This window comes from Bacteroides caecigallinarum, assembly GCF_021530995.1.
GTDB classification, from domain to species: Bacteria; Bacteroidota; Bacteroidia; order Bacteroidales; family Bacteroidaceae; genus Phocaeicola; species Phocaeicola faecigallinarum.
In genome coordinates this window covers 1-4,661 of record NZ_JADYTF010000173.1, presented here as the reverse complement: position 1 = coordinate 4,661, position 4,661 = coordinate 1, and the positions used below count along the sequence as shown (strand labels likewise).

Here is a 4,661-nt window from a genome sequence, read left to right as displayed (position 1 = left end):
GTTTATTTGTTTGGATTACATTTAAACGACCTGATGCATCTGCTAAAAATGGTGGTCAAACTGCAATTGAATAAGTTTATTACCTTATAAAAAATACACCTACAATTACCCGGACGCAACTTATGGAATTAACTGGTAAAAATTCAAATACAATACAAAAATGTATTTTGAAATTAAAACAAGATAATCGTGTTAAACGAATTGGCTCTCCTACTTTTGGAGGATATTGGTAAATAATCGAATAACAAAAGAGGTCACAAAAAGGGCTACATTGAAGATCATTTATGTGACCTCTTTTTCGATGTTCATAAACGGATTATCCACATAATCCTCCGTTTAGCTTACTAATTTCAGTGAACATTATATCCGTGTGATTTATTACTTCTGGGAATTTGGATTCCCCACAATCTTTTTGTGTGGATAACGGGCAAGTCCGAATATAAAAATGGAAAGTAAAAAGAGAAACCTCATTGACCATTTGTTTAGGGTGGTGTAATGCGGTTTTTCTTATGCTTCATCAAAGTGATGTAAAAATACATGTTTTGAAAAGAGTTTGTTTTATGCAAAATGCAGATAATCAGCGAGATATAATCTAGTTGGTGGACTTGCTTTTAAGTGGAGGTCAAGTCTGCCTAAACCTGAGGAATTACCAACTTACGCATAAATATTAGCGAGTCTGAACAGGAAGAAAGTCTTATCCTTTACTCCCCTGAATTGTGAGAGGAAATTCTTTATTTTAGCATTAAAGGATTCATAAGCAGCGTTTGTTGAACGTCTGTCAAAGAAATTAATGATTTCCATATATCTACCTCATCATACCATCTTGCAAGTCTTGTCAATACTACGTTCTAATGTTTTATACTGAAGTTATATACTTCAATTCTAGTTATTAATAAAGAAAAGATTTTACGGTGGATATTCATTCCTAATATATTATACACGAGAAAGATTTCATTTTTTCCAATGTGCGATGGTCGTGTTGGAGAAAAGATATGGATGGAACGTTTCGGAGTACGTTTCGGAGTGTATAAAAACGGGATTTTTAATGAACAGTTGTTCCCTTTTGATGCAATACCAAGGGTGGTGTTCGGGCGAGATCTCTCTCCCGAAAAACTGGCAGAACTGAAGCAGCTGATCATTGATGAACCTCGCCGATGGATTGCACAAGAGGTGATTGATTTTAAGGATCTGGAAATTCAGGAGGGCGATGAGCGCGTAGAAAGAAAATTATCGAATACAGGAAGTCTTCGAATCATTAAAGCTTTGTGCGGAAACCGAGGAAGGTATTTTTGATCCAATGATTTTGGAGCATTTAAACGAGCTATTAAGGGAAGATGTTTATGATTGTTTCAATCTGGGCTACAAGTCAATTCAGCTCTCCTGTCACCAGTCATTTTTTTAGCTTAAGGTGTATGCCTTGCGTCAATACATGTCAGCAAATAGTGAAACGCGACATGTTTCTCCATCCGTCTGATTATTTGGTTTATGGAGCAGATGCCTGGGGAAATCCGCTTCAACAAATAACCGATTGATAGAATATGGATATATTAAATTGGCGCATGGACGCGATGCCATGGATTGCCGGGTTAACCGTGGTGTCTTTACCGGTAATCAAGATGGGACTATGGCAGAACAGGCGGCCTATACCATCATACGCGATTTGCAGGGAGCAGACATGGTAATTGACATCCATTCAAGTAACATTTTCTTGCGGGAAATTCCTCAGGTACGTATTAATGTACAAACGGCAGACAAGTTGGTGCCTTATGCCAAACTGTTAGACGTAGATTTCATTTGGGTACACGAAGCCGCTACGGTATTGGAGGCTACTTTGGCTCATTCACTGAACAGCCTGAATACACCTACTCTGGTGGTAGAAATGGGGGTAGGCATGCGTATTAACCACGGATATGGAAACCGTCTGGTAAACGGTATCCTCAATCTTATGCATGCCATGGGTATATGGGGCGAAGCTCCCGAAGACATATCCATGCCGACTCCAACTGTATCCATAGGTAATCAGGTGAATTTTATCAATGCTGATGCCTCCGGTGTTTTCCTCACCGAAACAATGATGGAATATGCAATGACTTTAGCTCATGGAGGAGAAAATTTTTACAATGGATGGATGAAAGACAAAAAAACGGCTCTAGTAGCTTGCAATGATGGTTTTAGACCTGTCAGCTTTTTATTAGAAGCAACTGATGAAGAGGCTGATGTATTTGAATGATTAAATGTAATATTATTATAAGAACAGCCGTGAACTAGTCATGATTCACGGCTGTTCTTTTCTTTATGGTAATATCCGGCAAACAGGCATAATTCTGATGCACATCGGTTGACCGGTAGCATCGTATAAGTGCATTTGAAATTTCTAAAAAAGAAAACAGCTTTTAAAATCATTACATTGGAAAATTAAATATAAACTAGCATTTTTCTTGATAAACATCAATAAATAAGCATATTGATAGATGTTTGTGGTATTATGTAGCATTTTATCAATAAATATGAATATATTTGCAATGCAATACGAAGTTGAATAAGATAGATTGATATAAAAAATAAGGGTAAAAAGGGTTTAAAGTTTTCAGGATTTCAATAATAATTATCAGGTTTCTATACATATAAACTTAATTATCTAAATTCACGTTTTTATGGAAAGAACTATTACACGCAGAATTGGGCTAGTAGCACATGATGCAATGAAAAAAGACATGATAGAATGGGTACTATGGAATTCAGAACGTCTTGTAGGGCATAAATTCTATTGTACAGGGACAACTGGAACGCTTATCAAAAAAGCACTTCAGGAAAAACATCCTGATGTAGAATGGGATATCACTATACTGAAATCTGGTCCACTAGGCGGAGACCAGCAGATAGGTTCACGCATCGTAGAAGGGGAGATTGATTATTTGTTTTTCTTTACAGACCCTATGACTTTGCAGCCTCATGATACAGATGTCAAGGCGCTGACAAGATTGGCCGGAGTTGAGAATATAGTATTTTGTTGTAACCGCTCTACGGCTGACCATATAATAACAAGCCCTCTTTTCTGTGATCCTAACTACGAAAGAATTCATCCTGACTATACGCAATACACTCAGAGATTTGCAAATAAACAGATTATATCAGAAGCTGCAGAACAAGTTGCCAAGAGAAAAAGAAAGCAGAATAAAACACGAAACGATTAAATCTGTTTTTTATGTTTTTGGATTTAGTGGTGTGTGGGGACTATACTTTCATGCCTTTGTTTTTCTTGGGCTTTTCCTGCTGCTGCTTCTGTGCGTCATCCTTCGGGGCTGACTGTCCCTGCTGCAGCGGCTCCTTGATGTTCTTGGTCGCCTCGTTCGTCTTGCCCTCGCTGTTTACGGCTACCTGTGTCCGGCTTTCGTTCGACGGGGCGACTTTCTGGGCATTGTCCGGATTTTCATCGTAGCGGTACGGGCGTCCCTTTTCCGGATTGAACTTGACATACATGATGGCGTGCTGCCCCTGCTTGTCCGTCACGTTCTCCAGTCTGATGGTCTTGCCTGCCTTGTAGTCCGCCTGCTGCTGTTCCGTCAGGGGCTTGCCGCACCATTTGGTGATGCCGCGGATACTGCCGTCCTCGTTCGTCCATGTGTTTCTTTTCTGCTGCTTCGCATCCTGCTTTTCAGCGTCGTTCATGTCCGGTTCCAGTTCCGGCAGTTCCGTGTTTTCCTGTTTCTGTACGGTACGCGGGGACTTTCCGGTGCCCGGCACGAACTCGACTCCGCGCTGTTCCACATTCACCTGCAGGGTCGTTACGAACTTCCTTCCGTCATTGCGTTCCACCAGCTTGTCTTTTACCGGCAGCCCCGCACGGAGCATTTCCTGCTCCTGCTTTGTAATTTCCGTCTTTCCGATTCTTTCCGGTATGCGTACCTTGCTGGCAGGGACATAGGTGATTTCGTTCGTCTTGCGGTCAATGCTGATGTACGAGGGAATAATCTCTCCGGTTTCCTTGTCCACAAGGTCAATCACACGCCCCATGTTGCCGGTAGCCTTCAGATTCCTTTTGTCGTCTTCCGAGAACTTGTGCCCTTTGTACTCGTCAAGTTTCTGCTCCTTGCGGATGAAATGTGGTACAAGACCGATGCTGCCGTCCTCGTTTTTCCTGAACGACAGGCGGGCGTCAAGTTCAAAGGTTTCCTCCCCGAACTTTGGGGACACTTTCACCAGATCCGACTTGCCGTAGTTGAGCATCTTCTTCAGGTCACCGGACTTTTCAAGCTCCTCACGGTCGATGCCCCATTTCTCTTTCAGTTCCTGCCAGTTGATTGAACTCTCGTTAATGGGCTGGTAGCCTTGTCGGGCCTGAGGCTTTTCCTGCGTTTTTTCCTGTTTCTGTTCCATGTTTTCCTGTTTTTGGGTTTCACCCTGTTCCTCTTTCTTCTCTTTTTTCTCTTCTTTCGCCTGCATCTGATAGGGGAATGTGTCCACCTTGTGCGGGGCAAGGATGTCCTTATTCTGATAGGGATGCTGCAGCAGGTCCTTCATCACTCCCAGGAGCGAATCCACCTGATCCGCCGCTATGCGGTAGAAACCGAAGCGGCTGGGTTCCTTGCATTGCCGGAAGAAGTTTTTGAAAAAGTTGTCGAGCATGTCGCCATGCTTGTCGAACAGTAGAAAATCCTTTG

Annotated in this window: 4 protein-coding genes and 1 pseudogene; 3 read left to right on the top strand and 2 right to left on the bottom strand. The window is 41.9% G+C overall.

All coding sequences use genetic code 11. The annotated features are described in order from the left end of the window. Positions 1–654: 654 nt before the first annotated feature. Positions 655–848: pseudogene (locus I6E24_RS15425) on the bottom strand (transposase); the annotation flags it as partial. Positions 849–963: 115 nt separating this feature from the next. Between I6E24_RS15425 and I6E24_RS15420 the strand changes: the two are divergent. From I6E24_RS15420 to I6E24_RS15410, 3 genes are all read left to right on the top strand, one after another. Beyond that, positions 964–1,293, top strand: coding sequence for a hypothetical protein (locus I6E24_RS15420; protein ID WP_235329498.1), 330 nt, complete (start codon positions 964–966; stop codon positions 1,291–1,293). Positions 1,294–1,528: 235 nt separating this feature from the next. Next, complete coding sequence (locus I6E24_RS15415) at positions 1,529–2,230, top strand: TIGR04076 family protein (RefSeq protein ID WP_235329496.1); 702 nt, start codon at positions 1,529–1,531, stop codon at positions 2,228–2,230. Positions 2,231–2,654: 424 nt separating this feature from the next. Beyond that, complete coding sequence (locus I6E24_RS15410; protein WP_235329494.1) at positions 2,655–3,194, top strand: methylglyoxal synthase; 540 nt, start codon at positions 2,655–2,657, stop codon at positions 3,192–3,194. A 40-nt stretch (positions 3,195–3,234) separates the two neighbouring features. On the opposite strand, the gene I6E24_RS15405 is transcribed toward I6E24_RS15410, so the two are convergent. Further along, on the bottom strand, positions 3,235–4,661 hold a 1,427-nt coding region (locus I6E24_RS15405), incomplete at its 5' end, for a DUF3945 domain-containing protein (protein WP_235329493.1).